This is a genomic window from Noviherbaspirillum humi (assembly GCF_900188095.1).
GTDB lineage: Bacteria > Pseudomonadota > Gammaproteobacteria > Burkholderiales > Burkholderiaceae_D > Noviherbaspirillum > Noviherbaspirillum humi.
Genome location: NZ_FZOT01000001.1, coordinates 341,611 through 367,230 on the forward strand (window position 1 = coordinate 341,611; position 25,620 = coordinate 367,230).

Consider the following 25,620-nt stretch of genomic DNA (forward strand, 5'->3'; position numbering starts at 1 on the left):
GCGGCTGATCCGCGGCGGCGCTCAGCAAAGGGTGCGCCGGGACACGCTTTCGCTCCAGCCGAACGCATCCAGCTGGGCGCGATACAAGTCATCGACACGCAGCCGCAGCCGGCCAAGCAGCTCGCTCATGAGCGCGAGATCCGGGTGCGGCTGCTCGGTGCATTCCACCAGGCACAGCATGTCGCCGTACACGCCGTGCCGCTCCAGCAGGGCTTGTCCGACGGCGTCTGAAACCGGGATATTGCACAGCACCTCAACCATCGGCATGCCGAACAGCGCATCCATGAGGGACACCATGCCGATGGTGAAAGCGGTTTCCGCCATGGCGAGATCGCCCGGCTGGTGCTGCTGCGCCAGCAGCTCTAGCATGCGGGCGCGGGTCGTGGCCAATATCAGGAGCGGATCGCGGCGCTGCTTCTGGGGCGTTGCATCGGCATACAGCATGATCTGCAGCCAGCGCCTGAGCTGATCGCGGCCGAGCACGCGCAATGCCTGGGCGATCGAGTCGATGCATCCGCCGGTGCCGACGAAAGGCGTATTGGCCAGCCGAAGCAGGTTGATGCAGAGCGAGATGTCGCGCTTGATGGCCTTTTCGATGGCTGCGTCGTCGGCCTCGGCCACCACCAGCGTGAGCAAGTCCACCACGGCCAGCTGGGAGGGCGAGAGCTTCTTCCCTTTCAGCACGGTGGGATGGGCGAAGTAATAGCCCTGGAAGTAATCGAAGCCCAGTTCCATGCAGGCGTCGAACTGTTCGCGGCTCTCCACTTTTTCCGCCAGCAGCAGCTTGCCCTGCGCCTTGAAGCGGGCGGCCAGCACTTGCAGATCCCCATCCGGAACATCGCACAAGTCCAGCTTCACGATTTGCACCAGAGGCAGCAGCGCCTGCACCTGCGGTCCATCGGCGATGACGTCATCCAGGGCGAAGCGGAAACCCTGGCTGGCCAGTTCGGCAATCCGGTCGATGATGGCCGGCGTCACCGGCATGGTCTCGATGATCTCCAGGACCACTCTTTCCTGCGGCAGGAAGCGGAAGATGTCGCTGCGCAGCACGGCATCATCGACGTTCAGGAAGGCGATGGCGTTGCCGACCACCTGCTCGAGGCCGAGATGAGCGGTATGGGCGATGACTGCGGCGGTCGCTGCGAGGTCATTCTTGACGCAGGCCGGCCCGGTTTCGGTATTGCGAAACAGGGGCTCATAGCCGCACAGCTGCTGCGACCTGTCGAGTATGGATTGGCGCGCGAGGAAGAATTCCGCCACTTGGACGGCATGCATTTGCTTGGCTGCGATCGTGGTAGACATGTTTCCCGTTCTTGTTGTTGGCCATGGGCGATGTCATCACCTGCGGCTGCCGGAGCGGGATCGATGCGAACAGGTCGTATGGGTCGCAGTGGTGCCTGAGCGGACAACCAGCAAGCCTTTGGCAGACTTGCGACGCATACGGCCTGTTGACACCGTAAGGTGCGCAGGTAGGAAAAGTCTTATTCAATGTAAGCGGATTTTTTATTAATGCCGAGCATTTTTTGTTGTGCGATGCAGAGGATGTTGCAGCTTCTCCTCAGTTGCATTCGCGCTATGATGTGCCGCACCATTACCAAAGAATAAAGAGGAGAGAAGAATGCGAATCGCCATTCCGGACGACTATCAGAATGTCATACAAAAATTGGACTGCTTCTCCGTGCTGCAAGGGCATGAAGTGACTGTTTATCACGATACCGTGAGCGATATCGACCAGTTGGCGGCACGTTTCGCCGATGCGGAATGCCTGGTGCTCACGCGCGAGCGCACCCGCATCACGGCCGAACTGCTCGAGCGCCTGCCAAAACTGAAGCTGATCAGCCAGACTGGCAAGGCCGGCGAGCATATCGACTTGAAGGCCTGCACTGCACGGGGCGTGGCGGTGGTGGAAGGCTTCGGCTCGCCGGTCGCGCCGGCCGAACTGACCTGGGCGCTGATCATGGCCTCGCGCCGCCACCTCGTTCAGTCCGCGCAGGACATGAAGCAGGGCAAATGGCAAACCACCATCGGCACTGCCCTGCATGGGCAACGCCTTGGCATCTGGAGCTACGGGAAGATCGGCAAGATGATCGCCGGCTATGGCAAGGCTTTCGGCATGCGTGTCTGGGCCTGGGGCGGCGAGAAATCGCGTCAGGCGGCGATCGCCGACGGCTTCGAGGCGGCGCCTTCGCGCGAAGCCTTCTTTCGCGAGTCGGATGTGATTTCGCTGCATATCCGCCTGCTGGCCGCGACCCGCGGCATCGTGACGCTGCAGGACCTGCAGATGATGAAGCCGGATGCATTGATCACCAATACCAGTCGGGCCGAACTGATTGCCCCCGGCGCGCTGGAAGCCGCGCTCAGCAGCGGACGACCCGGGTTTGCCGCCATCGATGTGTACGAGCAGGAACCGATGCTGGACCCGGACCACCCCCTGCTGCAGATGCCGAACGTGCTGTGCACGCCGCACCTCGGCTACGTCGAGAAGAATGGCTACGAACTGTATTTCGGCACGGCCTTCCGCAACGTGCTGGATTTCGCCGCCGGCACGCCGAAGAACGTGGCCAACCCCGAGGTGCTGGGCAAAGCCTGATTACAACGGCGCGCCGTCGACGAACACCTTCAGCTCGCCCGGGAGGAAGCCGGTCCAGGTTTCGTTGGTGGTCAGCGGCGAAGTGACGATCACGGCCACCCGGTCCTTCGGGGTCGTCACCTCGGCGAAATCCACCAGCATGTCTTCGTCCGACAGCTTGGCGGTGGAGAAGGGATACTGGCGCACGATGTAATGCAGGCTGGTGGAGCAATGGACGAACAGCGCGGTGCCGTCCGACAGCATCATGTTGAAGGTGCCATGCCGGGCGATCTGGGCAGTCAGTTCCCGCAGCGCCTCTGTCAATGCCTCCAGGGCCGGCGGCGTGTCGCCGAAGCGGCGCCGCAGTTCCTGCAGCAGGTAGCAGAACGCCAGCTCGCTGTCGGTGGAGCCGACGCAGCGGAAGGCGCCGTTGAGTTCCGGCGAGAAATCCTTCAGGTCGCCATTGTGCGCGAATACCCAATAGCGTCCCCACAGCTCGCGCACGAACGGGTGGCAGTTTTCCAGCGCGATCTGCCCCTGAGTCGCCTTGCGGATGTGGGCGATGACATTGCGCGACTTGATCGGATAGCGCTTGATCAGGTCGGCGATCGGCGAATCGATCGCCGCCTGATAATCGACGAAGTGCCGCACGCCGGCGCCCTCGAAGAAGGCGATGCCCCAGCCGTCGCTATGATGGTCGGTGCGTCCGCCGCGGGTGGCGAACCCGGTGAAGCTGAAGATGATGTCGGTCGGGACATTGCAATTCATTCCGAGCAGCTGACACATGGACCCCTGTTCCCTTCTCGTTCGGTAGATATGAAGACTGGCTGACTGCCTTCACTTTGCCGAAACCGGCCGCTTCGCGCAACCTCTGTTCAACGCTGCGGCGCCAGCCAGGGATCGCTGTCGGGGTGGGGGAAGCGGGCAACCATGAAGTCGACGAAGCTGCGCACCTTGGCCGACAGCAGGCGGCGGCTGGGGTAGACCATGTCGATCGTCATCTGCCCCAGATTATGCTGAGGCAGGAGACGCACCAGGCGGCCGCTGCTGAGGTCGTCGCCCAGGCTGAAGGAAGACCGGATCATGATGCCCATGCCGGCCAGCGCGCATTGGCGCAGCAGGTCGGCATTGTTCGACACCATGCGCGCATGGATCGGGATGTTGACATGGCCGCCGCCATCTACCGCCAGCGGCCAGTGGTGGCGCAGCTGTTCATAAGAGAAATTCAGGCAGGCGTGGCGCGAGATGTCTTCGGGCTTCACCGGCGTGCCATGGCGCCGAAGGTAGTCTGGAGAGGCGCACAGCAGCACCTCGCAGCGCGCCAGCCGGCGCACGATCAGGCTGCCGTCCACTTTCTGCAGCGCGGTCAGGATGCCGATGTCGTATCCGTCCTCGACGAGGTCCACCGAGCGCTCCGACAGCGTCACGTCCAGCGTGACGTCGGGAAAACGCTGCGCATAATCGGGCAGCAGGGCGGCGAGCTGATACTGGCCGAAGCCGACATGCGAGAACAGGCGCAGCGTGCCGCCAGGCCGCGTTGCCTGGGAAGAGGCGACTGCCTCGGCATCGTCGATTTCCTGCAGGATCTGGGTCACCCGGTCGAGATAAGCCTGGCCGCTCTCGGTCAGAGAAAGCTTGCGCGTGGTGCGGTTGAGCAGCCGGGTGCCGAGATGATTTTCCAGATCCGCCACATGCCGTGTCACGACCGCGTTCGACATGCCCAGGACATGGCCGGCGCGGGAAAATCCGCCCTGTTCAACCACCTTGGCAAACACGCGCATCGATTGCAGACGATCCATGGATGACTGGCTCCGTTCAGGGGAAAGACTGGGTCAGCGGCTGTCCAGATCGGCCTGGCAGCGCCACAGCCCATGTCCCGAGGCAAGATACTTGCGCTCGAAAGGGGTGATGGTGTCTTGCGGCGCATAGGATTCGGTCGTCAGCGCCGTCACGCCCAGCTGCCGCAATGCCGCGGCGAATTCGTCGATGTAGATGCGCCAGTTGCTGCGGCATTCGAGCCTGCCGCCGAGGGCCACCATGGCGGGAAACACCGCATGGCCGTGCCAGCGCCGGCCGAGGTGGCCGATCTTGGGCCACGGGTTGGGATACAGCAGGAAATGCTTCGCCGGACGCACTTTGGCGGTAAGCATCAAGCGCCAGTAATCCACCGCGTCGGCGCGGATCAGAATCAGGTTCTGCGGCACCTCGTCTGGCCACAGGCGCTTTCTTTCCAGCCGGTCAAGGGATTGATCCAGACCGATCACGAAATGCTCCGGATGGCTGGCGGCAAGATGATAGGTCGACAGGCCGACCCCGCATCCGCTATCGAGGATCAGCGGCGCTTCGCCGGCCGCGCGCCACGCGGCCATGCTTTCGTCGAAGGCACGGCGGTTGTAGTCCGTGATGGGCTTCTGGAAAACATTGGCCGCGTGCCTGGCGACGGTGGCTTGCAGTCTTTCATGCACACCTGTCTGGCCGCTGCTGATCTGGCGGGAATTGCCGTACATATTTTGCCGGGGTCGGTAAATCTTGCGGCACCGTGAAAGCGGTGCGCGAATCGATGGCAGGCATGATGCCACATTGCATGGCCTTGCGCCGGATCAGGGGAGAGGGAGGCGCGCTACGCAGAAATTTGCCGAGTACGGCAAGTCACTGGCTAAGCGCTGATGAAGGGAAACCAGGGAAGGAAGCCGACGCCGGCAATTCGGTGCGCCGTTCGCGTCGCTTGGAAGGGCTCGTCAGCCCCTGTGCTGTGACAGGGGCTGCGTTTGCCGGTCAATGGAGGATCATTGGTTGACGCATCAGGGCGTCATACTTGCCAAGGTAGCTGTCGATTTCCTCGACGGTAGGCTCCGTGGCGATTAGGTTTTCCACTTCTTCCCTGAAGGACCGGGCCAACGTTCCGCCGATGAAGATTTCACGCTTGCCCGATTTGTCCATGATTTCATAACCACCGAAACGCAGCGCCTCCCGATCGTCGTCAGCACCGAATTCCACCACGCTGTACTGCTCGCTGTTGTAGATTAAGTTCATGTTGCACTCCTTGTGTTCCGGGTGATTTCTGAGGACCCATGCCCACTAATGCAAAAATGAGGCCACCTTGAACGATTTCAAGCCGGTCATGAACGGCGAACTTCCACCCCTGTTTTCGGCACTCGCCCTGTCGGGCTTTAGGGCGTGCCCTGCAGCATGATGTCTTCGGTCAAATCCAGCAACTGATCATAGGGCGGGGCAGTCAGAAACGCGCGTATCGAGGCCAAGTGCTCAGCGTTCGCAAGGCTGATGAAAAGCCGCCCGGGCTTGCGCCTCAACAGGCGATTAAGCGTGACCCGCATGGTCAGATTGCCGCTGCAGCAGATGCAGCCCGGGGCAATCCGTGCAATATATACATCCTCCCTGTCAGCTTTGCCATCCAATGCGCTGCTGCCATAAGGCAAGCCTTCGATCAGAATGGCGGTGTCGCTCTCCTGCGGAAGATGATCGGCAATCTTCTGCTCGCGCATCGAGGCATTGCCGCCAAGGACGAGCGTGGCCCGGATCACCCCTTGCGGCCGGCCTTGCCCGGCTCCACGCCCAATTGCTTGAGCTTGCGATACAGATGGGTGCGTTCCAGGCCCGTGCGCTCGGCCACGCGCGTCATGCTGCCACCTTCGCGGACCAGATGGTGTTCGAAATATGCCCGCTCGAAGGCATCGCGTGCTTCCCGAAGCGGCATGTCAAAGGAAACGCCGAACAGGCCATTCTCGGGCGGCTGCGGGGCGGCCGCTGCCACGGGCCCGTGACTGACTGGGGCGGGCGCGTGCGGAACATGGGATGCCGGCGCGTGCGGCACGGCCGCATGCTCATGCAGTGGCATGCGGTTCTGGTGGAGCGGCGGGCGCGGGAGATCGCCGGGCTGCGGCCGGGTCAAGCCTTGCTGCACCGCCTTCAGCAGCTTTTGCAGGGCGATCGGTTTTTCCAGGAAGTTGAGCGCACCGATGCGCGTTGCCTCCACCGCCGTGTCGATGGTGGCGTGGCCGGACATCATGATGACCGGCATGGTCAGCAGCCCGTCGCGCTGCCACTCCTTGAGCAGGGTGACGCCGTCCGTGTCCGGCATCCAGATGTCGAGCAGGACCAGGTCGGGGGCGCCCTTCGCGCGCTGCTCGCGAGCCTGCTGTGCATTTTCAGCGGTTGTCACGACATGGCCTTCATCGCCCAGAATTTCCGAGAGCAATTCCCGGATACCCATCTCGTCATCGACCACCAGAATATTTGCCATAGGGTTGCCTTGTTCGCTTCAATTATTGCTGATGTCTTGTGGGGCTATCGTCATCGACCGTCTTCAGGCTGCGGCTTTCCCGATTGAATCCGGCGCTAACTTTAGCAGCAAAATTGACACTTTTGCACCGTTGCCTTCAGGCCGGTTGTGAATGTCGATGCGGCCGCCATGCTCGTCCATGATCTTCTTCACCATCGCCAAACCAAGGCCGGTGCCGCGCGACTTGGAGGTCACATACGGCTCGAAGGCGCGCGCCAGGATCTTCGATGCAAATCCCGGACCATTGTCCGTGATGGAAAGACGGACCGCGGTACGGCGACTGCCATCGGAGGCCTGATAGCGAATCGCTTCAGTGACGACGTCGATGCGCGCGGCTCCTGCATCCTGGGCCTGTTCGGCCACGGCATCCTGCGCATTCTGCAGAAGGTTGTGAATCACCTGCCGCATCTGCGTCTCATCGCCCATTATGAGCGGAAGATCAGGCGCTAGGGAAGCGTGAATAATGTCATGGTCATCGCCGCTCACATAGAGGTGGAGCACTTCCTCGATCAGGGCATTCAGGTCCAGCGGCGAGAGCTGTGCCGGCGGCGTCTTGGCGTAATCGCGGAAGTCGTCGACCATGCGCTTCATCGCGGCGACCTGACTGACGATGGTGTTGGTGCCCTTGGCCAGCATGGCCGCATCGGGCGGCGCCAGCTTGTCTTCCAGCTTCATCTGCAGCCGCTCGGCCGACAGCTGGATCGGCGTGAGCGGATTCTTGATCTCGTGCGCCAGCCGCCGCGCCACTTCTCCCCAGGCAATCGAGCGCTGCGCCGAGATCACGTCGGAGATGTCGTCGAACACCACCACATAACCATCGCCGCTGGCCACGGGGAGATGGGAGCCGCGCGCCAGCAGCGTCAGCGTCTGCTCGCCGGCGCCCGAAGCATGACGCGGAACCTCGATCTGCTGCTGCCAGTGCATGCCGCTGCCGGCGTCGGCGGCCGACTGCGCGCTTTGTTCGGAGAAGGCCCTGACCACCGCATCGGCCAGCGGCTGCAGATCAGGCACCGAATGCAGGGGCTGGCCGATGTACTGGTCGAATTGATGCATCAGGATGCGTTCCACCGATTCGTTGCAGGTCAACAGCCGGAACTGGCTGTCGAACACCATCACGCCGGCCGACATGTTGGCCAGCACCGACTCGAGATAGGCCTTGGCGTTTTCCAGCGCGGTCCGGTTGCGCTCGACCGATGCGCGGGCATCGGACAGCTGCCGGGTCATGGTGTTGAACGACTGCGTCAGCGTGCCGAGTTCATCCGATGTGGCGACAATCGGCCGCGGCGACAAGTTCCCCTCCGCCACCGCCTTGGTGCCTTCCGCCAGCACCAGCAAGGGCTTGGCGAGGTCGCCGGCGATCAGGAAGGCAGCGGCGATGGCGCCGAAGATCGCCAGCAGCAGCGTCAGCGTGAGCGTGACGATATAGATCTTGCGCAGGCCGGAGCGCGCCAGGGAGCGTTCCTGGTATTCGCTGTAGGCGGCGCGCAGCGCTTCGGCATTGGTCGCAAGGTGAGGCGGCACCGGCTGCATCAGCTGCAGGAAGCGGGTCTCGCTCTGCAGCGAAAGATCGTTGCCAGCCGCCGGGATCATCACCACCGCCCGCAGTCGCAGCTCGGTGGGCACGAAGGGCACGCCGGATTTTTTCTGCTCGGCCGCCTCCTGCGAGGCGCTCTCGCTCATGTCCGGCGTTCCTTCGATTGCCGCGAAGCCGCGCGTCAGGCGCGCCTGGCGCAGCATGGCGGCGCTCGGCAGATCGGGCACGAGGCTGCCGATGCGGCCGCCCACGGTGGCGACGACCTGGCCGTTGGCGCCGACGATGGTCGCCTCTTCCATCTGCCCCGAGGCGCGCAGGCGCGTCAGCTGGGTCGCCTGCGCCGGCTCCGGCAGTTCGGACAATTCCAGCGCGATGCTGCGCGCCCGCGCGCTGAGGTCGGCGAGCGAGGAGTCGAGCGCTGTACGACCGAGATTGAGGCCCGCTTCCAGCGCCGATTCCACCCGGACGTCGAACCAGGACTCGATCGAGCGCGACACGAACTGCACCGACACCATGTAGATCACGCTGCCGGGCAGGATGCCGACCAGCGCGAACATCAGCACCAGCCGCGCCATCAGGCGCGAGCCGAACTCGCCGCGCTTGAAGCGCTTGTAGAGACGGGCCAGCAGCAGGACGACCAGGCCCAGCAGCGCGGTCGCCATCATCGCATTCAACGCCAGCAGCGACGGATAATGATTGTCGAACAGCGCCGAGTTCTCTGAGGCCGACGCCAGCAGGAACAACAGGATGCCGACCACGGGGCCAGCCACTACCAGGGAATAACGCAGCACTCGGGTCACGGCTACTCCGCCCGGAACAGGAACAGCTTCCAGTCCGACGAGAAGCGCCAGTCGCTGTTGTTGATGGCATTGACCTGAAATGGCTTGGGCAGCCGCGTGACATCCAGGCCCATGCGCACCGCCACGTTGTAGACATCGCCCGGCTTGAAAGTGCCTTTCTCGGCGATCAGCCAGCGCCCCGGGCGCCGCACCAGGGACAGGGCATCGTCGAGCGTGGAAAAGCTCTGCTGCAGGCGGCCGCCGATGGCGGCGTGATATTGATGAGTCAGCACGTTGTAGGAAATGCGCACGGTCTGCGTGGCGCTCAAGGTCTTTTCATCGAACCAGTACCAGCGCGGACGGGTGACTTCCACGTCGGTAGTGAAATACAGCGGGATGCCGCGGTTGACCGCATCCTCCAGACCGCGGTTGAGGTCGAAGGAAAAGCCGAGCGACAGCTTGTAACCCTCATCCGTGCTTTCCATCAGCGCGCGGGTGATCTCGATGCCGTCCGCCCTGGCAGGCGGGGCCGCGAGCGAGAGCGCGAGCAGGGCCGATGCAAACAGCCAGCAGATCAAGGAATGAAGTTTTTGCAGCGTCACTCGTCTATGGTCCAGAACCGGGGGCTGCCCGGCCGTCTCGCACTATCGGGATGGCTAGTTTATCAGAGGCTACTTTTGGAACAGGGCATAAAACAGGCCGTCGTGATCCTGTTCAAGTGCGGCGGTCGGCAGCATCTGCCCGGGCGCGTCGAGGCGGCGGGCGTCATGCCGGGCGGCGAAGGCGGCGGCCTGACGTTCCGACTCATGAGGCCAGATGGAACAGGTGGCGAACAGCAGCTTGCCGCCTGGCTCCAGCAGCTGCCACAGGTTGTCGAGAATGCGGCCCGACAGCGCGGCCAGCCGGACGGCATCGCTCTTGCGACGCAGCCAGCGGATATCCGGGTGGCGTCGCACGATGCCGGAAGCGGTGCATGGCACGTCGGCCAGGATGCGCTGGAAAGGCTTGCCATCCCACCAGTTGCGAGCCGCGGCATCGCCGCTGGCCAGCTTGGCGGAGAGTTCCAGCCGGCCGAGGTTCTGCCGGACCTTTTCCAGCCGCGCCGGGTCGCTGTCGAGCGCCGTGAGGTCGATGTCCGCCAGTTCCAGCAGGTGGCCGGTCTTGCCGCCCGGGGCGGCGCAGGCGTCGAGCACCCGCATGCCGTCCCGCACATCGAGCAAGGGCGCGGCCTGCTGGGCGGCGGCATCCTGCACCGATACCAGTCCGGCGTCGAAGCCGGGAAGCTGGCTGACCGGAAGCGCCTGCACCATGCGCACCGCGCTGGCGCCGATGCGCTCGCCTTGCAGGCCATGTTCCCGCAGGCGCTGCAGATAGGCGTCGACATCGGTGCGGCGCCGATTCACGCGCAGCGTCAGCGGCGGCATGCGGTTGCCGGCTTCCAGAATCGCCTGCCATCGATCGGGATAGGCCTGACGCGTCTCGGTAATCCACCAGTCCGGATAATTCCAGCGCGCCGACTCCTGCTTCAGCACGGCTTCCAGCAGCGCTTGCCGTTCGCGCAGGAAACGGCGCAGCACCGCATTCACCATGCCCTTGCCATGCGCGGTTTCCAGCGATGATGAGGCCGCCTCGACGGTCTGGTCGACGACGGTGAAGGCTTCGTAGGGAAAGCTGCCGTCCTCGTCTGGCTGGGCCAGCAAGGCAAGGGCGCAGCACAGCAGAACGTGCAAGAGAGGCGGCGAGGGCGCGCGGGTGGTCAGGCGATCCAGCAAAGCCTGCGACAACCCCAGGCGGCGCAGCGCCCGGTACGCAATGTCCTGGATCGCGCCGCGGGAAGGCGGCGGCGCGGCGGTGGCGGCGAACACGCCTGCCAGTGCCTGCGGCAGGGCGGCGCCTTCGCGTACCGAGGCAAGCGCGCGGGCGGCGCCTTGAAGGGCAAAGGCAAGCGAATCGTTCTTTAAGCGGGTTCTGGACAAAACGGGATCCGGTAACAGGCCCGAAGCGGGCGGGGCGGCATGATGGAAAAAGCAGGCAAGGAGACTCCGGGAATGGCGGGCGGTCTCAGCGGATAAGCGTGGACGCGATGCCTGCGCCGGCGCGATTGTAGCGGAATTCCGGGCGTCGGCTCAGGATAGGAGGCGCTTGCCATGCGGCATGCAGGCCAAGTCCCGGCGAACGAAGCCGGTGCGAAGCCGTCGCTACACGCCCCACATGACGTCTTTCCTGTCCTTGGCGGCGGCGCGCATCATTTCCAGCAAGGGATAGGCACGCGTGGCGAAGGTGACGACCTCCACCGGCTCGTGCTCGTTGTCGTCGCCGGCCTCCCCGTGGTGGGCGGTGATGTCATGACTGACTTCATCGGAAATCGGATGCATCCGGCTCTCCGCGATTTCCGCTTCGAGCTTGGCCACGGCTTGCGGCATTTCCTCCGCGGTAATGACGCCGCGTCCGAGGTCCTTGTGCAGGAGGTCGAGAATGCGCTTGGCATGCTCCTCGTACATCAGCACTTCCGCTGCCGCCTTGGATTTGAATCGAACCAGCATGATGCCCTCCACATTTCTTTTGAAGATTAGACCATCGCTCGCACAAGCGGTTTGCTGCAGGCCAGAATCAGGACGCCAAAGCGGCGATTCGGTTCCCTAAATCGGGCCGGAGCCATCGCTACAGCGTCTTGAAGGACGAGAAAAAAGTATCCGCCGCCTCCCGCGACACCGCCGGTTCCCTGCCCAGAATCACCAGCTGATAGACCCGCTTGTCCTTGGCGCCGAAGCGCGCCAGCAGCAGCCGCGGCTGGCCTTGCGTGTTCGAGCCGGGCGGACCGACCGCTTCGACCTCCCGGAACGACATGCCGGCCGCCGTCACCGTCCTTTCCTGGCGCGGCGCGGCGCCGACATTTCTCAACATCGCGGTCTGCATCGCGGCGAGTGCTTGCACGGTCTGGGCGGCATCCGACAATTCGGCGGTGCCGACGGCGTAGGTGACATCGTCCACCTCAGCGGCGGTCATGGTCATGGTGACGGGAATCTCGCCCAGACGGATCGGCCGGGAAAAGCTGGATGCCTTGCCGGGCAGCGTCACCATGAAGGGCGCGCCTTCGCCGCGCACATCGCGCCAGTCGAGCCGGGGCGAGCATGCCGTAAAGATCAGCAAGGCAAGCAGCGCCGCGCCGCGGCGCAGGGTTGGGAAGGATGGGGTCATGCCAGGATGGTAACAGGAGGGCGACCGGCATGCGCGCCGCCGGCGAACCGGGTCGACGGATTACTGTGCCTGCAGTCCGCGCCGGTACTGGATGGCTTCGGCCACATGAGCGCCCGATACCCGCTGTGCGCCGGCCAGATCGGCGATGGTGCGGGCCACTTTCAGCACCCGATGGTAGGCGCGCGGCGACCAGTTGAGCCGAGCCATGGCCTGCTTCAGCAATTGCACGCCGGACTCGTCGGGCGTGCACTCGGCATCGATCTCGGCGCCGCTCAGCGCCTGGTTCAGCTTGCCCTGGCGTTCTTGCTGCCGGCGCGCCGCCCGGGTCACCCGCGCCGCAACCGCCGCCGAGCTTTCGCTGGCAGCCTGTCCCATCAGCTCATCCTGCGACAGGTCGGCCACCAGCACCTGCATGTCGATGCGGTCGAGCAGCGGCCCGGAGATGCGGCCCTGGTAGCGCCGTATGCTGTCCGGCGAACAGCGGCATTCGCGCCGGCTGTGGCCGAAGTAGCCGCAGGGGCAGGGGTTCATCGCCGCCACCAGTTGGAACGCGGCCGGGAAGTCGGCCTGCCGGGCGGCGCGGGAAATCGTGATCTGGCCGGACTCGAGCGGCTCGCGCAGGGCTTCGAGCACCCGTCGATCGAATTCGGGCAATTCATCCAGAAAGAGCACGCCCCGGTGGGCCAGGGAAATCTCGCCCGGCCGCGGCGCATTGCCGCCGCCGACCAGCGCCACGCCCGACGCGGTATGGTGCGGCGCCCGGAAAGGCCGAACCTTCCAGCGGGCGCTGGAAAAGCCTCCCGTCAAGGAGTGCACCGCCGCCGATTCCAGCGCGTCGTCCTCGCTCATCGGCGGCAGGATGCCGGGGAAGCGGCTGGCCAGCATCGACTTGCCGGTGCCCGGCGGCCCGATCATCAACAGGTTGTGACCACCGCTGGCTGCCACCTCCAGCGCCCGGCGTGCCTGCGCCTGTCCTTTTACATCGCACAAGTCCGGATAAGCGGGCGCCGTCTCGACGGCATCCGATGTATACGCCGTCAGCCTCGAGGAGTCGTCTTTTGCCGCGAAGTGGGCGCAAACCTCGAGAAGCGTCTTGGCGGGAAGGATGGTGGCATCCCGCACCAGGCTGGCCTCGGCGGCATTGGACTGCGGAAGAATGAAGGCACGGCGCCTGCCGCAAGAATGGCTGGCGCGATGCATGGCGAACGTCATCGCCAGGGCGCCGCGTATCGGCCTCAGCTCCCCGGAGAGGGAGAGTTCGCCGGCGAATTCATAACGGTCGAGCGCGTCGCCGGGAATCTGCTCCGAAGCCGCCAGGATGCCGAGGGCGATCGGCAGGTCGAACCGGCCGGATTCCTTGGGCAGGTCGGCCGGCGCCAGATTGACGGTGATGCGGCGGGCAGGAAATTCGAAGCGCGCGTTCTGCAGCGCCGCCCGGACCCGGTCACGCGCTTCCTTGACCTCGGTTTCGGGCAGGCCGACGATGGTGAATGCCGGAAGACCATTCGCCAGATGGACTTCCACGGTGACTTCCGGCGCTTCCATGCCAGCCAGCGCCCGGCTTTTCAGCACTGCCAGGCTCATTGCCTACTTTTTGAGCTGCGCTTCCAGTTCGGCAACCCGCGCTTCCAGCACTTCCAGTTTGGCCCGCGTCTTGGCCAGCACCTGCGCCTGGATGTCGAATTCCTCACGAGTAACCAGATCGAGCTTGGAAAAGCCCTGGCTCAGCATCGCCTTCACATTTTTCTCCAGGTCCTTGGCGGGCGAGTTGTCGATGGCCTGGTTGATTTTCGATTGCAGATCGCTAAAGAAAGCATTCATGTTCATATAGTTAGCCTGTAGTGGAGCACCAATTCAGTGCGAGAGGAGAGGGCTGCCTTACCTTGGTGCGCCAGTTTTCGGTGCATTGCACCTTATCTAAGCTCGCCGTACCCGAAAGGCCGGGAAATCAAGAACTAAGTAGTCAAAATGTTAACGTATCCCGGGCGAAATAGGGTGGCATAAGTCCTGCTAAACAGGGAGAAAGTTTCAAGAAATTCCTGACTATTTGTCCCAGGCCAACACCAAAGAGGAAAACCCATGAAAAAACTCGTTCTCGCCACGGCCGTCGCGGCAGCTTTTGCCGGCAGTATCGCACACGCCGAAGACCCGAAGCCTGATCATGAGCTGAGCTTCAATGCCGCCGTGGTCAGCGACTACCGCTACCGGGGCATCTCCCAGACCCGCCGCGAGCCGGCTCTCCAGGGCGGCGCGGACTATACCCATAACCCCAGCGGCTTCTATGTCGGCACCTGGCTTTCCACGATCAAGTGGGCCAAGGACCTGGGCGGCGATGGCAACATCGAATGGGACATCTATGCCGGCAAGCGCGGCGAGATCATGCCCAGCGTCAGCTACGACGTCGGCGTGCTGACCTATATCTACCCGTCCAACAAGCTCGACCGCGTGCCCGGCTACACCAATGCCGACACCACCGAGCTCTATGGTCAGCTCGGCTACGGCCCGGCCTACGTCAAGTACTCCCATGCCGTCACCACCATCTTCGGCAACCCGGGCAGCAAGAACAGTGGCTATCTCGACATCGGCGCCAACGTCGAAGTGGGTGAAGGCCTCACCCTCAACCTGCATGCCGGCCATCAGAAGGTCAAGGGACTGTACTCCAACGTCGCCAGCTACACCGACTACAAGGTCGGCCTGACCAAGGACTTCGGCTTCGTCACCGGTTCCGTCGCCTACATCATGACCAACGCCAACAGCTCGTTCTACTACGGCCCGGCCCCCGAGCTGAAGTACCTGGGCAAGGACAACCTGGTGTTTTCCATCAGCAAGACCTTCTAAGCGAGGTTGCCATGAAAATGATCACTGCCATCATCAAGCCCTTCAAGCTTGACGAAGTCCGCGAGTCGCTTTCCGCCATCGGCGTGCAAGGCATCACCGTCACCGAGGTGAAGGGCTTCGGCCGCCAGAAGGGACACACCGAACTCTACCGCGGCGCCGAATACGTGGTCGACTTCCTGCCCAAGACCAAGATCGAAGCGGCGGTCGACGAAGCCATACTCGATCGCGCCATCGAAGCCATTGAAAGCGCGGCCCGCACCGGCAAGATCGGCGACGGCAAGATTTTCGTCTACGACCTGCAGCAGGTTGTCCGGATCCGCACCGGCGAGACCGGCCGCGAAGCACTCTGATACGGAGACAACAATGAAGAAAACCCTAGCAAGCCTCCTCGCCGCCGGCGTCATGCTGTTCGGCGCGGGAATGTCCTCGCCGGCACTGGCGATCGACGCGCCGTCCAGCTCCAAAGCCGAGGCCGCCGCCATCACCGGCGCGCCGCCCGCGGCCGCCCCGGCCGCACCGTCCCTCACCGCGCCGGCTGCCGCGGCACCCGCTGCGGCGGCCCCTGCAGCGGCAGCGGCGCCGGCTGCCGCAACGCCCGCAGCCGCTCCGGTCCCCAACAAGGGCGATACCGCCTGGATGCTGGTGGCCACCCTGCTCGTCATCATGATGAGCATTCCCGGCCTGGCGCTGTTCTACGGCGGCCTGGTCCGCTCCAAGAACATGCTGTCGATCCTGATGCAGGTCTTCATGGTGTTCTCGCTGATCACGGTGCTGTGGTTCATCTACGGCTACTCGCTGGCGTTCACCGAGGGCAATGCCTTCATCGGCTCGCTGGACCGGCTGTTCCTCAAGGGGATGACGCCTGACACCAACACCGGCACCTTCAGCAAGGGCGTGGTGATTCCGGAGTTTGCCTTCGTCGCCTTCCAGGCCACTTTCGCCGCCATCACCTCCGGCCTGATCATCGGCGCCTTTGCCGAGCGCGTGAAGTTCTCCGCCGTGCTGTTGTTCATGGTGCTGTGGTTCACCTTCTCCTACCTGCCGATCGCCCACATGGTCTGGTTCTGGCCCGGTCCCGATGCCTTCACCGACGCCGCCGCCGCGGAAAAGGCCACCGGCGTCTCCGGCTGGCTGTTCCAGAAGGGCGCGCTTGACTTCGCCGGCGGCACCGTGGTTCACATCAATGCCGCCGTTGCCGGCCTGGTCGGCGCCTTCGTGGTCGGCAAGCGCATTGGCTACGGCCGCGAATCCATGGCCCCGCACTCCCTGACCATGACCATGATCGGCGCCTCGCTGCTGTGGGTGGGCTGGTTCGGCTTCAACGCCGGTTCCGCCCTGGAAGCAGGCGGCTCCGCCGCGCTCGCCTTCGTCAACACGCTGCTGGCCACCGCGGCCGCCACCGTCGCCTGGACCTTCGGCGAGTGGATGGGCAAGGGCAAGCCCTCCATGCTGGGTGCGGCTTCCGGCGCCGTTGCCGGCCTGGTTGCCATCACCCCGGCCGCCGGCTTCGTCGGCGTCATGGGCGCCCTGGTGATCGGCCTGCTGGCCGGCATCGTCTGCCTGTGGGGCGTGAACGGCCTGAAGCGCATGCTCGGCGCCGATGATTCCCTGGATGTGTTCGGCGTGCATGGCGTCGGCGGCATCCTGGGATCGCTGCTGACCGGCGTGTTCGCCGCACCGTCCCTTGGCGGCACCGGCATCTTCGATTACGTCGCCAACAAGGCGTCCGCGGAGTATTCGATCGCCGGCCAGGTCTGGGTGCAACTGCAGGGGGTGATCACCACCGTGATCTGGTCCGCTGTGGTCGCCTTCATCGCCTTCAAGCTGGTCGACCTGATCGTCGGTCTGCGCGTGCCGGAAGAAGAGGAGCGCGAAGGCCTGGACATCACCAGCCACGGAGAATCCGCCTACCATATGTAATCGAGGTCTTCGCCGGCTGCCGGCGAAGCGCCCAGCGCCTCCCCCGCGGAGGCGTTTTTGCTTTTGGGCCTTTAAATTTAGGTCCTCGTCCCCATGTGCGAGACGTTGGAAACCCGCCCTCGGCGCGGGTTTTTCCTTTTTGGCGCGGACGGCGCGCGATCAGCCGGTTGATTCGGCGGTCTCAGCCGTATCCGGCGCAAGGCAACGATTCCCGATAGAATCGTCAAGCCGCGCATTACAGCTCATTCAGAAGGTTTATATGGTTCCGCATCTCGTTACTGCACTCAACGGCCCGCTACTCGACCTGGAAAAGAAGATTCTGGGCGCCACTCCGGCCATCGAACGCTGGTTCCGGCTCGAGTGGCAGGAACACACGCCGCCTTTCTATTGCTCGGTCGATTTGCGCAACGCCGGCTTCAAGCTGGCGCCGGTCGATACCAACCTGTTTCCGGGCGGCTTCAACAACCTGTCATCCGAAATGCTGCCGCTGGCGGTGCAGGCGGCCATGGCGGCGATCGAGAAATATTGTCCGGATGCCAAGAACCTGCTGCTGATTCCGGAAAAGCACACCCGCAATACCTTCTATCTGCAGAACGTGGCGCGGCTCACCCAGATCTTCCGCCAGACCGGCCTGAACGTGCGCCTCGGTTCCCTTTCCGACGATGTCAAGGAACCGACCCAGATCGATCTACCCGATGGCACCAGCATCATGCTGGAGCCGCTGGAGCGCTTCAACAACAACCGCCGCCTCGGCCTGAAGAACTTCGATCCCTGCACCGTCCTGCTGAACAATGACCTGTCTTCGGGCATTCCTTCCGTCCTGGAGAACCTGCACGAGCAGAACCTGCTGCCGCCGCTGCATGCCGGCTGGGCGGTGCGGCGCAAGACCAACCATTTCGCCGCCTATGACGAAGTGGTGAAGAAGTTCGCCAAGCTGATCGACGTCGATCAGTGGATGCTCAATCCGTATTTCGCCCGATGCGGCGAAATCAATTTCCAGGAGCGCACCGGCGAGGAGTGCCTGGCGTCCGCCGTCGATACTTTGCTGACCAAGATCCGCAAGAAGTACAAGGAGTACGGCATCAAGGAAACGCCCTTCGTCATCGTCAAGGCCGATGCCGGCACCTATGGCATGGGCATCATGTCGGTCAAGGACGCGAGCGAGGTGCGCGACCTGAACCGCAAGCAGCGCAACAAGATGTCGGTGGTGAAGGAAGGCCTGGAGGTGAGCGACGTCATCATCCAGGAAGGCGTGCATACCTTCGAGCGCATCAACGACGCGGTGGCCGAGCCGGTGGTGTACATGATCGACCGCTACGTGGTCGGCGGCTTCTACCGCGTCCATGCGGAGCGCGGCGTCGACGAGAACCTGAATTCCCCGGGCGCGCACTTCGTTCCGCTCGCCTTTGCCCAGCAGCATGCGCTGCCGGACCTGCAGGCCAAGCCGGGCACCGCGGCGCCGAACCGCTTCTACATGTATGGCGTGGTGGCGCGCCTGGCGCTGCTGGCGGCATCGATCGAACTCGAGAAGACCGATCCGAATCCGGAAATCTACTAAATGAAAATCGCCTTCTTCGCCGATCCGCTCGACAGCTTCAAGATTTACAAGGACAGCACTTACGCCATGATGGCGGAAGCGGCTTCCCGCGGCCACGAGATCCATGCCTTCGAGCAGCGCGACATGGCGCTGGACAACGGCGTGGTCACCGCGCTGGTGGCGCGCATCCACCTGACCGGCGAGCAGGATGCCTGGTACCGCGCCGAGTCGCCGGTCGCCACGCCGCTGTCGGCCTTCGACGCCATCGTGGTGCGCAAGGACCCGCCCTTCGACATGGAGTACATCTACGCCACCTACCTGCTGGAAACGGCGGAAAGCCAGGGCGCGAAGGTGTTCAACAAGCCGGAGGCCATCCGCAGCCACAACGAGAAGCTGTCCATCGCCCGGTTTGCCCAGTTCACCGCGCCCACGCTGGTCACCAGCGACAGCGTGCGCATCCGCGCCTTCCATGCGCTGCACGGCGATATCATCCTCAAGCCGCTCGACGGCATGGGCGGCGCCGGCATCTTCCATGTGCGCGAGGATGGCCGCAATCTCGGCTCCATCATCGAAACCCTGACCCACCATGGCCGCCGCACCATCATGGTCCAGCGCTACATTCCCGAGATCGTCGACGGCGACAAGCGGGTGCTGCTGATTGGCGGCCAGGTGGTGCCGTACTGCCTGGCGCGCATTCCACAGGGCGGGGAAGTGCGCGGCAATCTCGCTGCCGGCGGACGCGGCGAAGCCCGGCCGCTGACGGCGCGCGACCGCGAGATCGGCGAGACCCTGGCGCCGGTGCTTTCGGCGCGCGGCCTGCTGCTGGTAGGATTGGACGTGATCGGCAACCACCTCACCGAAGTCAATGTCACCAGTCCCACCTGTTTCCAGGAGATCCGCCAGCAGACCGGCTGCAACGTCGCCGGCCTGTTCATCGATGCGCTGGAAAAGGCGGCGGCCTGATGATGGCGCGCCTGGCGCATTTCGCCTTCGCGCCGGCGGCAGCCGCACTTCGGCGCAATCCTGAGTTCTTCTGACAGCATGGTCGGCATTCTTCTTCTTACCCACGCCCCGCTCGGCAACGCCTTTGTCGAGGCGGCATCCCATGTCTTTCGCGGCCGGCCGGAACGGCTGGAGGCGATCGACGTGCGTGCCGACCAGGACCTGGTCGAGGTCAACCGCCTGGCGCAGGATGCGATCAATCGCATCGACGATGGCAGCGGCGTGCTGGTGATCACCGACGTCATGGGCGGCACGCCGTCCAACTGCACCCTCAAGCTGTGCAGTCCCGGGCATATCGAGGTGATCGCCGGCATCAGCCTGCCGATGCTGCTGCGCGCGCTCACCTATCGCAACGACACCATCGACGTGGTGGTGGAAATGGCCTTGGCCGGCGGCCAGAACGGCGCAGTCCGGGTCGACAATCGCATTCGCCTCTCTCCCAACTGACGACAACAAGCATAAGAAAAATGGTCCAACAGGAAATCGAAATCATCAACAAGCTCGGCCTGCATGCGCGCGCATCGGCCAAGTTCACCCAACTGGCAGCCAAGTACAAGAGCGAGATCTGGATGACCCGCAACAAGCGGCGCGTCAATGCCAAGTCCATCATGGGCGTGATGATGCTCGCCGCCGGCAAGGGCGCCACCGTGCTGCTGGAAGTCGAGGGACCGGACGAGGCGGAGTGCTTCGCCGCGCTGAAGGAGCTGATCGCCAATCGTTTCGGCGAAGACGAGTAACGCAACGCGAATCCGGGACACCATGGCCTGCTTCACGCTACACGGCATTCCAGTATCGAGCGGCATCGCCATCGGCCGCGCCCATCTGCTCGCGCCGGCGGCGCTCGACGTCAAGCACTACCTGATTCCGGACGAGCAGGTGGAAGCCGAGGTGCAGCGCCTGCAGAACGCCTTCGCGGTGGTGCACCGGGAACTGCAGACCATCTGGAACGAGCTGCCCAAGGACTCGCCGGCGGAGCTGGGCGCCTTCATCGACGTCCATGTGCTGATCCTGTCCGACCCGATGATCGCTGAAGTGCCGCTCGACATCATCCGCTCGCGCCACTACAACGCCGAATGGGCGCTGGTGACCCAGATCGAGGAATTGTCGGCCCAGTTCGACGAGATCGAGGACGCCTATCTGCGCGCCCGCAAGGGCGACATCCAGCAGGTCGGCGAACGGGTGCTGAAGATCCTCACCGGCAGCGCCGACACCCTGGCCCGCGTCGGGAACTCGGAAGAGCCGATCGGCAGCCTGATCGTGGTGGCGCACGACATATCGCCCGCCGACATGCTGCAGTTCAAGGATCGCGCCTTCGGAGGCTTCATCACCGACCTCGGCGGACCCAACTCGCATACCGCCATCGTCGCCCGCAGCCTGGACATCCCGGCCGCGGTCGGCATGGACAATGCCTCCACCCTGATCGAGCAGGATGACGTGGTGATCATCGACGGCGACGTGGGCGTGGTCATCGTCGATCCGCCGCCCAAGGTGCTGGAGCAGTACCGCGAGCGCCAGGCGCGCCTGGTCCGCGACCGCAAGAAGCTGGGCAAGCTGCGCAAGATGCCGGCCGTCACCCGCGACGGCGTCGAGGTGGCGCTGCTGGCCAATATCGAGCTGCCGGAAGACTGCGGCCCGGCCATGGACGCCGGCGCCATCGGCGTCGGCCTGTTCCGCTCCGAATTCCTGTTCATGGGCCGTACCGGCCAGGTTAACCGGCTGCCGACCGAAGACGAGCAGTTCGAGTCTTACCGGGCGGCGGTGCTGGCGATGAAAGGGCGGCCGGTCACCATCCGCACGCTCGACATCGGCGCCGACAAGCCGCTCGACCATGCCGAGCAGACGGCGCTGAATCCGGCGCTCGGCCTGCGCGCCATCCGCTACTGCCTGACCGAGCCGCAGATGTTTCTGGCCCAGCTGCGGGCCATCCTGCGCGCATCCGCCTTCGGGCCGGTGAAGCTGCTGATTCCGATGCTGGCGCATGCCTTCGAGATCGACCAGTCGCTGGCCATGATCGAGCAGGCCAAGGCGCAGCTGCGCGAGGCCGACATCAAGTTCGACCCGCTGATCCAGGTCGGCGCCATGATCGAGATTCCGGCGGCGGCGCTGACGCTGCCGATGTTCGTCAAGCGCCTGGACTTCCTGTCCATCGGCACCAACGACCTGATTCAGTACACCCTCGCCATCGACCGCGCCGACCACGAGGTGGCGCACCTGTACGATCCGCTGCATCCGGCGGTGCTCTACCTGCTCTCGCATACCATCGCCGCCGCCGACAAGGCCGGCGTGCCGGTGGCGGTATGCGGCGAGATGGCGGGCGACACCAAGCTTACCCGCCTGCTGCTCGGCATGGGCCTGCGCGAATTCTCCATGCATCCGGCGCAGCTGCTGCCGGTGAAGCAGGAGGTGCTCAACAGCGACCTGTCGCTGATCGCGCCGGTGGCGCGCAAGATCCTGCGCGCCACCGAGCCGCAAGCGATCGTGGAAGCGGTGGAGCAGCTGCGCGCGCTGTGATCCCGGCACGGGTCCGTCCGGCTGCATTCCTCGGGTTTGACGCGGCGAAAGCCCTTGGTTTATCCTAGCCGCTTTGCAGTGGCGCCGATTTGAAGATCAGCTTGCGGGCGCATGACAAATACGGCTAAAGCGCTTGCACCAGGCCCGGAACAAGCTCGCTAGCCGACGCTTCCGGGCTTTTTGTTTTGCGTCTCCAGGCTGCCGCCGCCACGCCATCGTCGTCATACCCCGGCCGGTTTCGGCTTGTTTTTTCGGACTTCTATGCCATCCGTTGGAATCGTTTCGCCCCAGAGCATGCATTTCGCCGAGCCGCTGCCGCTGCGCAGCGGCGCAGCGCTGTCCGACTACACCCTGATGTACGAGACCTACGGCACGCTCAACGCCGACCGTTCCAACGCGGTGCTGATCTGCCACGCGCTGAATGCCTCGCACCATGTGGCCGGCGTGTATGCCGACAATCCGAAGAACGTCGGCTGGTGGGACAACATGGTCGGGCCCGGCAAGCCGGTCGATACCGACCGCTTCTTCGTCATCGGCATCAACAACATCGGTTCGTGCTTCGGGTCCACCGGGCCGATGCACGTCAATCCGGCCACCGGCAAGCCCTATGGCGCCGGCTTCCCGGTGGTGACGGTCGAAGACTGGGTCAGGGCGCAGGCGCGCCTGGCCGACGCCCTCGGCATCGGCCAGTTTGCGGCGGTGATGGGCGGCTCCCTCGGCGGCATGCAGGCGCTGGCCTGGAGCATCCTGTTCCCGGAGCGGCTGCGGCACAGCGTGGTCATCGCCTCCACGCCCAAGCTCTCGGCGCAGAACATCGCCTTCAACGACGTCGCCCGCCAGGCGATTCTGAGCGATCCCGATTTCCACGGCGGCGATTTCTACGCCCACGGCGTGGTGCCGAGGAACGGCCTGCGGGTGGCGCGCATGGTTGGCCACATCACCTACCTGTCGGACGACAGCATGGCGGAAAAATTCGGCCGCGGCCTGCGCAACGGCGATTTGCAGTTCGGCTTCGGTGTCGACTTCGAGATCGAATCCTACCTGCGCTACCAGGGCGACAAGTTCGCCGAGTATTTCGACGCCAACACCTATCTGCTGATCACCAAGGCGCTGGACTACTTCGACCCGGCGCGCGAGCACGGCGACGACCTCGCCAAGGCGCTCGCCGTCACGCGCGCCAAGTTCCTGCTGGTGTCCTTCACCACCGACTGGCGCTTCTCGCCGGAGCGCAGCCGCGAGATCGTGCAGGCGCTGGTGAGCAACCGGCGCGAGGTCAGCTACGCCGAGATCGCCGCGCCGCACGGCCACGACGCCTTCCTGCTGGAAGATCCGCGCTACATGAACACGGTGCGCGCCTACTACGAGCGCATTTGGAACGAACTGGACCAGCGGGAGGCGGCATGAATTTCCAGGAATTGAGCGTTCTGCGCCCCGACCTCGCCTTCATCGCGCACTGGGTGGCGCCGCAATCGCAGGTGCTCGACCTCGGCTGCGGCAATGGCGTGATGATGGATTACCTGCAGACGGAAAAGCGCTGCTTCGGCTACGGCATCGAGATCAGCGACGAGCAGATCCCGGCATGCATCCAGCGCGGCGTGTCGGTGATCCAGCGCGACCTGGAGGCGGGGCTGTCGATCTTCGCCGACGACTCCTTCGACACCGTGCTATGCCTGTCGGCGCTGCAGATGATGAAGAACGTGGAAGGCACGCTGCGCGACATCGCCCGCGTCGGCCGCGAAGCCATCGTCTCGTTTCCCAATTTCGCCTATTGGCCGCACCGCTTCGCCCTGATGCGCGGCCGCATGCCGGTATCCAAGACCCTGCCTTACGAGTGGTATGACACGCCCAATCTGCGCTGCGCCACCATCCGCGATTTCGAGGAACTCGCCAGCGAGGTCGGCCTCGAAGTGCTCGAGCGCGTCGCGTTGCAGGATGGCAAACCGGTATCGTTTCTTCCGAACTGGCGTGGTAGTCTAGCCGTGTTTCGTTTCAGGAAGAGCGCATAATTTTTTGCCAAGGCGCCACGCTGCCAAGCTGCCATTGCGCCGGCGCGAACGCTCGCCGCCGAAACACCGCACCGCCCACTTCCGGCACGACGCCATCCCACTGGCCGACATGACAATCCCGGCATGCAGGCGGGCGGCCCCGATCCCTCTGCACTGCGAGTCCGTATGACCCTTTCCGCACAAGCCGAGCAAGCCGCCAAGCCCGGCTGGCGCCATTATTTCAACCGCCAGATGCTGATCTGCGTGTCGCTCGGATTTTCCTCCGGGCTGCCGCTGTTCATTCTCTACAACCTGTTGTCGGCCTGGCTCAAGGTCGAAGGCGTGGACCTGAAGGCGATCGGCCTGTTCGCGCTGGTCGGCTTTCCCTACACCTGGAAATTCGTCTGGTCGCCGCTGATGGACCGTTTCCAGTTTCCGCTGCTGGGCCGGCGTCGCGGCTGGATGCTGGTGACGCAAGCGGCGCTGCTGGCCGCCGTGGCCGGGCTGGGCTTCCTCTCGCCCAAAACGGAGCTGACCGCCATCGTCTTCCTGTGCGGCGTGGTGGCTTTCCTGTCGGCCAGCCAGGATATCGTGATCGATGCCTACCGGCGCGAGCTGCTGTCGGACCAGCAACAGGGTTCCGGCACGGCGGTCTTCGTCAATGCCTACAAGTTCTCCACGCTGGTGCCGGGTTCGCTGTCGCTGATCCTGTCGGATTTCCTGAGCTGGCAGCTGGTGTTCATCATCACCGCCCTGTTCATGCTTCCCGGCATCCTTACGACGCTGCTCATCAGCGAACCGCGGATCTACGGCGTCCCGCCAAAGAACCTGCGCGAGGCGGTGGTGCTGCCGTTCAAGGAATTCATCACCCGGCGCGGATGGTCGCATGCCTTGCTGATCCTGGCCTTCATCTTCCTCTACAAGCTGGGCGATTCCATGGCCACGTCACTGGCCACGCCGTTCTACATCGACCTTGGATTTTCTCGCACGCAGATTGGTCTAATTGCCAAGAATGCGGGTCTGTGGGCCAGCCTGGCCGGCGGCATCCTCGGCGCGGTCTGGCTGGAGAAGACCGGCGTCAACCGCGGCCTGTGGATCTTCGGCGTGCTGCAGGCGCTGGCGATCCTCGGCTTCGCCATCCTGGCCAAGACCGGGATGAGCACCTGGATGCTGGGCGCGGTGATCGGCATGGAAGCGTTTTCCGTCGGCCTCGGCACGGCAGCCTTCACCGGCTACATCGCCACCACGACCGACCCGCGCTACACCGCCACCCAGTTCGCGCTGTTCACCAGCCTGGCGGCGGTGCCGCGCACATTCTTCAATGCCGCCACCGGCTACATCGTGGCGCAGACGGGATGGTTCACGTTTTTCATCCTATGTTTCGTGCTCGCTTTGCCCGGCATGATGCTGCTGCCGAAGATCGCGCCCTGGCGCGAGAAGTAAGGCT

Annotated in this window: 26 protein-coding genes; 12 read left to right on the top strand and 14 right to left on the bottom strand. The window is 64.0% G+C overall.

Features of this window, described 5'->3' with window-relative positions; genetic code table 11:
* Positions 1-21: 21 nt before the first annotated feature.
* Positions 22-1,302, bottom strand: coding sequence for an EAL and HDOD domain-containing protein (locus CHB88_RS01625; RefSeq protein WP_089397535.1), 1,281 nt, complete (start codon positions 1,300-1,302; stop codon positions 22-24).
* 316 nt (positions 1,303-1,618) lie between these two features.
* Here CHB88_RS01625 and CHB88_RS01630 point away from each other — a divergent pair, with 316 nt between their 5' ends.
* Positions 1,619-2,590, top strand: a complete 972-nt coding sequence (locus CHB88_RS01630) for a D-2-hydroxyacid dehydrogenase family protein (RefSeq protein WP_089397536.1) — start codon at positions 1,619-1,621, stop codon at positions 2,588-2,590.
* Here CHB88_RS01630 and CHB88_RS01635 read toward each other — a convergent pair whose 3' ends face one another.
* The 13 genes from CHB88_RS01635 to CHB88_RS01695 form a co-directional block, all read right to left on the bottom strand.
* A complete protein-coding gene (locus CHB88_RS01635) occupies positions 2,591-3,355 on the bottom strand; it encodes a class II glutamine amidotransferase (protein ID WP_089397537.1) in 765 nt (254 codons plus the stop codon). It lies immediately after the preceding gene.
* 89 nt (positions 3,356-3,444) lie between these two features.
* A complete protein-coding gene (locus CHB88_RS01640; RefSeq protein ID WP_089397538.1) occupies positions 3,445-4,368 on the bottom strand; it encodes a LysR family transcriptional regulator in 924 nt (307 codons plus the stop codon).
* 33 nt (positions 4,369-4,401) lie between these two features.
* Positions 4,402-5,076 (bottom strand): tRNA (guanine(46)-N(7))-methyltransferase TrmB, encoded by a 675-nt coding sequence (gene trmB / locus CHB88_RS01645; RefSeq protein WP_089397539.1) that lies wholly within the window; start codon positions 5,074-5,076, stop codon positions 4,402-4,404.
* A gap of 268 nt (positions 5,077-5,344) precedes the next feature.
* Positions 5,345-5,602, bottom strand: coding sequence for a BTH_I0359 family protein (locus CHB88_RS01650; protein ID WP_089397540.1), 258 nt, complete (start codon positions 5,600-5,602; stop codon positions 5,345-5,347).
* Between the two features lie 137 nt (positions 5,603-5,739).
* Complete coding sequence (locus CHB88_RS01655) at positions 5,740-6,072, bottom strand: GTPase (protein WP_245844642.1); 333 nt, start codon at positions 6,070-6,072, stop codon at positions 5,740-5,742.
* Between the two features lie 35 nt (positions 6,073-6,107).
* Complete coding sequence (locus CHB88_RS01660) at positions 6,108-6,830, bottom strand: response regulator (RefSeq protein ID WP_089397542.1); 723 nt, start codon at positions 6,828-6,830, stop codon at positions 6,108-6,110.
* A 63-nt stretch (positions 6,831-6,893) separates the two neighbouring features.
* Positions 6,894-9,203 (bottom strand): sensor histidine kinase, encoded by a 2,310-nt coding sequence (locus tag CHB88_RS01665; protein ID WP_089397543.1) that lies wholly within the window; start codon positions 9,201-9,203, stop codon positions 6,894-6,896.
* A 2-nt stretch (positions 9,204-9,205) separates the two neighbouring features.
* The gene (locus CHB88_RS01670) at positions 9,206-9,784 is read right to left on the bottom strand and encodes a DUF4390 domain-containing protein (RefSeq protein ID WP_089397544.1); all 579 of its coding nucleotides are present in this window, start codon (positions 9,782-9,784) and stop codon (positions 9,206-9,208) included.
* A gap of 69 nt (positions 9,785-9,853) precedes the next feature.
* Positions 9,854-11,158: a 16S rRNA (cytosine(967)-C(5))-methyltransferase RsmB gene (rsmB, locus tag CHB88_RS01675; protein ID WP_089397545.1), complete on the bottom strand. Its 1,305-nt coding sequence runs from the start codon at positions 11,156-11,158 to the stop codon at positions 9,854-9,856.
* 222 nt (positions 11,159-11,380) lie between these two features.
* Positions 11,381-11,725 carry a DUF1840 domain-containing protein gene (locus CHB88_RS01680; protein WP_089397861.1) on the bottom strand — a complete coding sequence of 115 codons (345 nt, stop codon included), beginning with the start codon at positions 11,723-11,725 and terminating at the stop codon, positions 11,381-11,383.
* Positions 11,726-11,843: 118 nt separating this feature from the next.
* Complete coding sequence (locus CHB88_RS01685; protein WP_089397546.1) at positions 11,844-12,380, bottom strand: hypothetical protein; 537 nt, start codon at positions 12,378-12,380, stop codon at positions 11,844-11,846.
* Positions 12,381-12,440: 60 nt separating this feature from the next.
* On the bottom strand, positions 12,441-13,964 hold the full coding sequence (locus CHB88_RS01690; protein WP_089397547.1) for a YifB family Mg chelatase-like AAA ATPase: 1,524 nt from the start codon (positions 13,962-13,964) through the stop codon (positions 12,441-12,443).
* 3 nt (positions 13,965-13,967) lie between these two features.
* On the bottom strand, positions 13,968-14,207 hold the full coding sequence (locus CHB88_RS01695) for an accessory factor UbiK family protein (RefSeq protein ID WP_089397548.1): 240 nt from the start codon (positions 14,205-14,207) through the stop codon (positions 13,968-13,970).
* A gap of 252 nt (positions 14,208-14,459) precedes the next feature.
* Here CHB88_RS01695 and CHB88_RS01700 point away from each other — a divergent pair, with 252 nt between their 5' ends.
* From CHB88_RS01700 to CHB88_RS01750, 11 genes are all read left to right on the top strand, one after another.
* Positions 14,460-15,218 (top strand): TorF family putative porin, encoded by a 759-nt coding sequence (locus tag CHB88_RS01700; protein WP_089397549.1) that lies wholly within the window; start codon positions 14,460-14,462, stop codon positions 15,216-15,218.
* Between the two features lie 11 nt (positions 15,219-15,229).
* Positions 15,230-15,568 (top strand): P-II family nitrogen regulator, encoded by a 339-nt coding sequence (locus tag CHB88_RS01705; protein ID WP_089397550.1) that lies wholly within the window; start codon positions 15,230-15,232, stop codon positions 15,566-15,568.
* Between the two features lie 13 nt (positions 15,569-15,581).
* A complete protein-coding gene (locus CHB88_RS01710; protein ID WP_089397551.1) occupies positions 15,582-17,138 on the top strand; it encodes an ammonium transporter in 1,557 nt (518 codons plus the stop codon).
* Between the two features lie 259 nt (positions 17,139-17,397).
* A complete protein-coding gene (gene gshA / locus CHB88_RS01715; protein ID WP_089397552.1) occupies positions 17,398-18,696 on the top strand; it encodes a glutamate--cysteine ligase in 1,299 nt (432 codons plus the stop codon).
* Positions 18,697-19,638 (top strand): glutathione synthase, encoded by a 942-nt coding sequence (gene gshB / locus CHB88_RS01720; RefSeq protein WP_089397553.1) that lies wholly within the window; start codon positions 18,697-18,699, stop codon positions 19,636-19,638. It begins immediately after the preceding gene.
* Positions 19,639-19,716: 78 nt separating this feature from the next.
* On the top strand, positions 19,717-20,124 hold the full coding sequence (locus tag CHB88_RS01725; protein ID WP_089397554.1) for a PTS sugar transporter subunit IIA: 408 nt from the start codon (positions 19,717-19,719) through the stop codon (positions 20,122-20,124).
* A gap of 20 nt (positions 20,125-20,144) precedes the next feature.
* The gene (locus CHB88_RS01730; protein WP_089397555.1) at positions 20,145-20,414 is read left to right on the top strand and encodes an HPr family phosphocarrier protein; all 270 of its coding nucleotides are present in this window, start codon (positions 20,145-20,147) and stop codon (positions 20,412-20,414) included.
* A gap of 22 nt (positions 20,415-20,436) precedes the next feature.
* Positions 20,437-22,188 carry a phosphoenolpyruvate--protein phosphotransferase gene (gene ptsP / locus CHB88_RS01735; protein ID WP_089397556.1) on the top strand — a complete coding sequence of 584 codons (1,752 nt, stop codon included), beginning with the start codon at positions 20,437-20,439 and terminating at the stop codon, positions 22,186-22,188.
* A 261-nt stretch (positions 22,189-22,449) separates the two neighbouring features.
* Complete coding sequence (metX, locus tag CHB88_RS01740) at positions 22,450-23,592, top strand: homoserine O-succinyltransferase MetX (RefSeq protein WP_089397557.1); 1,143 nt, start codon at positions 22,450-22,452, stop codon at positions 23,590-23,592.
* Positions 23,589-24,194, top strand: coding sequence for a methionine biosynthesis protein MetW (gene metW / locus CHB88_RS01745; protein ID WP_089397558.1), 606 nt, complete (start codon positions 23,589-23,591; stop codon positions 24,192-24,194). The genes metX and metW overlap by 4 nt, the downstream gene beginning before the upstream one ends.
* A 165-nt stretch (positions 24,195-24,359) precedes the next feature.
* Positions 24,360-25,616 carry an AmpG family muropeptide MFS transporter gene (locus tag CHB88_RS01750; RefSeq protein WP_089397559.1) on the top strand — a complete coding sequence of 419 codons (1,257 nt, stop codon included), beginning with the start codon at positions 24,360-24,362 and terminating at the stop codon, positions 25,614-25,616.
* The last annotated feature ends 4 nt before the right edge of the window (positions 25,617-25,620 follow it).